Here is a 4,823-nt window from a genome sequence, read left to right on the forward strand (position 1 = left end):
GTAGATCGCAAATGGGTCCCTGGACAAACCCTGCGATTTATGATTTTCGATTTGCGATTTGCGATTCAAACTGTTCGATCGTAGCCCGGATGCCGTCTCGCAGGGGCGTTTCGTAGATCGTGGGGATGTGCCGGCGAAACGTGACCGTGTCGAACTCGGCCGGGAAGGGCAGGTCGTTTTGCTTGAACGTGACCTGCGCGCCGGGGCGCAGCGCCCGGATGATGTCCACCACCTCCGCAACTTCCACCGCCTTCGTGTCCAGGTTGAACACGAAGCTGCCGTCGAGCGGCCGCGTCGCGGCGTCGATGAACTGCTGCGCGACGTCGGACGCCCACTGGAACTGCATCGGGCCGCTGAAGCCGATCTCGAACGCCTCGCCCTTCGCCGCGGCGAGCATGGCCTTGGTCGGATCGCTCGTCAGCCCCTGATCCCGCCCCACGCCATACACCGTGAACGGACGCAGCGCGATGCTGCTGATGCTGTTTTCGCGCCAGTACACCTCCGCCGTCCCCTCGTTCGCGCGTTTGTAGACGCCGTAAAGCGTCCGCGGCTTGAGGGGGCTGGCGTCGTCAATGACCGTATCGGCATAATCCTCGGGCGCGCCGTAGACGGCGATGGACGAAGCATAGGCCAGATGGCGAATGCCGGCCGCCCGCGCCGCCTCGAACACGTTCACGGTCCCCACCACGTTCACCTGCGCCCCCAGCACCGGGTTGGCCCGGCAAAACGGCACCTGCAGCGCGGCCAGATGGATGATGTGCGTGACGCCCTGGCGGGTCACCGTATCCACCACCTGCGCGGTGTCCGTGAGGTCGCCCCGGACGTACGAGATGGCCTCCTGCTCGCGGCTCGACAGCAGCATGTCGACCCGATGCCGCGTATCGCTGAGATCGAAGCTGACGACCCGGTGGCCGGCGTGGACGAGATGGCGCAGCGCCCAGGCGCCGATGCACCCCATGGCGCCGGTGACGAGAAATACGGGAGGGGGATTCAAAACGGATTGGGATAAAGGAGGAGTTAGCGATTTCCGAACGGCACCACCAGCGCCAGCCAGGGCAGGACGATCAGGCGATCGACTTCGAAGCCAAAGGGCACCATGCCGCCGTAGTCGATCGAAATCCGCGACGCAATGTAGCGGCCGCCGAACAGGGCGAGGCCCGCGCTCTCCTCGCCCGTGGAGATAATATAACTCTCAAACAGCAGGTAGCTGCGCTTCCCCTGACGGGACATCGCGCTGAGCGTGAGGGCAGGATGCCGGCCCCAGTCGCGGCCGGCAAAACCGTAGCCGAGTCCGAACGAGACGTTGGCGTCGCGCGACCCGTACGTGCCGATGCCATAGACGATGCCGGCGGCGCCGTCTTCGCTGCCGAATCCGCCCACCAGCGTGCCAGCCAGCGCGCCGATACCCAGGTTAAATTTGTCGGGGACGATCGGGAGGGACAGCTTCGGCGTGATCCAGGCTGGAAACGCCTCGCCGCCCCATAAAAACAAGGGCACGAGACCCAGACCGATGGTCGCGTGATCCGTCACGCCGATACTGATCTGGTTGAAGAAAATCCAGACGTTCTGGTAGTACCCCTCCCCCTTTCGGAGTCCGTACCCGTTCGGCCCCCAGAAATACCGCGTCGCCTGCGGATTGCGCGCCCAGATTTCGCCGCTGTCTCGCCGGCGGGCGTCGACGACCTCCATCCGCACGATCAGCTCCTCGCGGATGGACACCACGCCGATCGTGTCGGTCTCCAGCCGGATGGCGCCGGCGACGCGCTCGACGATCTTGCCGACATACTCGTTGCCGTCCCGCGTCACGATGCGCCAGACTTGCGCGGTATCTGCCGGCGCCTGGGCCGATGCCGCACCGGCACTCGCCATCCATAATGCCAGCAGCGCGGCAACAAGGACGCGTTGGTTACTCGTCATGGGATTGTTCCACGAAGTCCAGCCGGGGCGTGGGGCTCACGGCGGACCATCCACCGTCTACCACCAGCGTCTGCCCGGTGATCTGGTCGGAGGACGGGGCGAGCAAAAAGAGCGCCGCCCGGGCGATATCCGACGGATAGGCGGGCCGGCGGCTGGGGGAGAGCTCGGACCAGTGCGCCTCGTAGTCGGGGTCGTCCGCCAGGTTGCGCGGGGTCACCGTGGCTCCGGGCGCCACGCAGTTGACGGTAATTTTGAAGGGAGACAGTTCCACCACGAGGTTGCGGGCCAGCATCTCCAGGCCGGCCTTCGTCATGCTGTAGGCCGACAGATACTCTATCGCCTGATGGCCCGTCACCGACGACATGAAGAGGATCCGCCCTCCCGTCCCCTGCTTCCGCATGTGGCGCGCGGCCGCCTGCGCGAGGAAAAAAGAGCCCCCGAGGTTGACGTTTAGGACACGCTGAAAATCTTCCGGCGTGTATTCGAGAAAGCTGTTCCACAGCGTCTGGCCGGCGTTCGCCACCGCGATGGTGATCTTGCCGCCCTCGCGCACGGCCTCGTCCACGAGCCCGCGCACCACGTTGACGTCCCCGACATCGCCCCCCATGCCGATGCAATGCCCGCCCTGCTTCTGGATCGCCGTCGCGGCATTGTGGGCGCGCGTACTGTCCACGTCATTCAGCACCACCACGGCCCCGCTGAGCGCCAGCAGCCGCGCGATTTCGAAGCCGATGCCTTCGCCGGCGCCGGTCACTACCGCGGAATGCCCGCTGAAGACTGATTTACGCATAGGGGGATCGGATGAGTCAGGGGTGGGGTGCGGGATATGGGATGCGGGATACGGGATACGAGTTGTGCGATGCGGGATACGGGATGCGGGATACGAGTTGTGGGATGCGGGATGTGAGATCCTGGATTCAGGGCGCTGGATATCGGGGATCGAGCATCCCGCTCTCTTTCCCTCAAAACGTAGCGCGCCCGCCCGACAAATCAAACACGAAACCCGTGTTGAAGCTGGCTTCCTCGGAAACGATCCAGCATGAGATCGCGGCCGCCTCGTCGACGGTGCCCAGCCGACCCATGGGGATCTTGGAGGCCATGTATTCGAGCATCTCGGGGGCGGTATCCTCGTTCATCGGGGTGCGGATGACCGCCGGCGCGAGGCCGTTGACCGTCACGCCCGTGCCGGCGTACTCCTTCCCGATGCCCTTGACCAGGCCCATCACGCCCGACTTGCTCGCCGCGTAGCCGGCCATGCCCGGGTTGCCCTCCTTGCCGCCGATGGAGGCGATTAGCAGGATGCGCCCGTACGACCGCTTGAGCATCGGACCGATCGCGTATTTCGTCATCAGGAACGAGCCGGTCAGGTTGATGTCGACCACCTGGCGAAACGACGCCGCGTCGTAGTCGAGAATCTTGGTCGACGTCGGTCCGACCACGCCGGCGCAGTTGATCATCACGTCGAGCCGGCCGAAACGGCCGACCACATCGTCGATGGCCTCCTTCACGCCGGGCTCGCTGGTCACGTCCACCCCGTAGGTGGCGGCGTCCATCTCATCGGACCGGAAGCCCGCCGCGGCCTTGTCCAGCAGGGCCTGGTCGCGGTCGAACAAAACGACCGTAGCGCCCTCACGCGCCAGCCGGCGACCGATCGCCAGCCCGATCCCGCTCGCGCCGCCCGTCACGATGGCGACCTGGTTTTCGAATCGATTCATGGTAGGGGTTCAAGGATGGAGGTTCAATGTGCAAGGATTGGGAGGGAAGGTCCGCGAACGACGTCCTTGAACCTCAAACCTTGAACCTTGCACCGTTACCCTCAATGGTTCGGATTCGGCACGTCGCTGCCGGACTTGCCCTGGAGGAAGTCGAAGTCGGCGCCGGTGTCGGCTTGCATGACGTGGTTGAGGTACATGCTGACGTACCCGCGGTCCGTGTGGGGCGATCGGGGCGTCCAGGCGGCGCGCCGGCGGGCGATTTCGGCTTCGGGGACGTCCAGATGGAGCTTTCGCGCCGGCACGTCGAGTTCGATCATGTCGCCGTCCTGCACCAGCGCGAGCGTCCCGCCGATGGCGGACTCGGGGGCGACATGCAGCACCACGGTGCCGTACGCCGTCCCGCTCATGCGGCCGTCGGAGATGCGGACCATGTCGCGCACGCCCTCCTCCAGCACCTTTTTGGGCAGCCCCATGTTGCCCACTTCCGGCATGCCCGGATACCCTTTCGGGCCGACGTTTTTCAGGACGAGGACCGAGTCCTTCGTCACGTTGAGGTTCGGGTCGTCGATCCGGTCGTGGTAGTCGTCGTAGTCCTCGAAAACGACCGCCGGCCCGCGATGCCGCATCAGTTCGGGCGAGGCGGCGGACGGCTTGATGATGGCGCCGTCTTCGGCGAGGTTGCCGCGCAGTACGGCCAGGCCGGCGTGATCGAGCAGCGGCTCCGCCGCCGGCGTGATCACGTCCGTGTTGTAGTTCGGCGCCTCCTCATTGTTTTCGCCAAACGACTTGCCCGTCACGGTCAGCGCCCCGAGATGCAGCCGGTCCCGGATTTCGGCGACGACGGCGGGCAGGCCGCCGGCGTAGTAGAAATCCTCCATCAGGTATTTGCCCGACGGCATCAGGTTGACGAGTAGCGGCATCTCGCTGCCGAGCCGGTCGAAATCCTCCAGCGAAAGATCGATCCCGACCCGGCCGGCGATGGCCAGCAGATGGATGACGAAATTCGTGGATCCCCCCACCGCGGCGTTCACCCGGATCGCGTTCTCGAAGGCCTGCCGCGTGAGGATCTGGGAGAGCTTGAGGTCTTCGCGGACCATCTCGACGATGCGCATCCCGGTCATGTGCGCGAGCCGGCGCCGGCGGGAATCCGGCGCGGGGATCGCCGCGGCGCCCGGAAGCGTCAGCCCCAGC

General features: G+C 65.4%; 5 protein-coding genes. All 5 read right to left on the bottom strand.

What is annotated here, in order from left to right; all coding sequences use genetic code 11:
- Nucleotides 1-37: 37 nt before the first annotated feature.
- Complete coding sequence (locus tag R2834_24760) at nt 38-994, bottom strand: NAD-dependent epimerase/dehydratase family protein (GenBank protein MEZ4703566.1); 957 nt, start codon at nt 992-994, stop codon at nt 38-40.
- 23 nt (nt 995-1,017) lie between these two features.
- Nucleotides 1,018-1,917, bottom strand: coding sequence for a hypothetical protein (locus tag R2834_24765; protein MEZ4703567.1), 900 nt, complete (start codon nt 1,915-1,917; stop codon nt 1,018-1,020).
- Nucleotides 1,907-2,707, bottom strand: a complete 801-nt coding sequence (locus R2834_24770) for an SDR family oxidoreductase (GenBank protein ID MEZ4703568.1) — start codon at nt 2,705-2,707, stop codon at nt 1,907-1,909. Before R2834_24770 ends, R2834_24765 begins: the two co-directional genes overlap by 11 nt.
- 172 nt (nt 2,708-2,879) lie before the next feature.
- Nucleotides 2,880-3,632: an SDR family NAD(P)-dependent oxidoreductase gene (locus tag R2834_24775; GenBank protein MEZ4703569.1), complete on the bottom strand. Its 753-nt coding sequence runs from the start codon at nt 3,630-3,632 to the stop codon at nt 2,880-2,882.
- Between the two features lie 101 nt (nt 3,633-3,733).
- On the bottom strand, nt 3,734-4,823 hold a 1,090-nt coding region (locus R2834_24780), incomplete at its 5' end, for a dihydroxy-acid dehydratase (GenBank protein MEZ4703570.1).

This window comes from Rhodothermales bacterium, assembly GCA_041391505.1.
In the GTDB taxonomy this organism is placed as follows: Bacteria; Bacteroidota; Rhodothermia; order Rhodothermales; family JAHQVL01; genus JAWKNW01.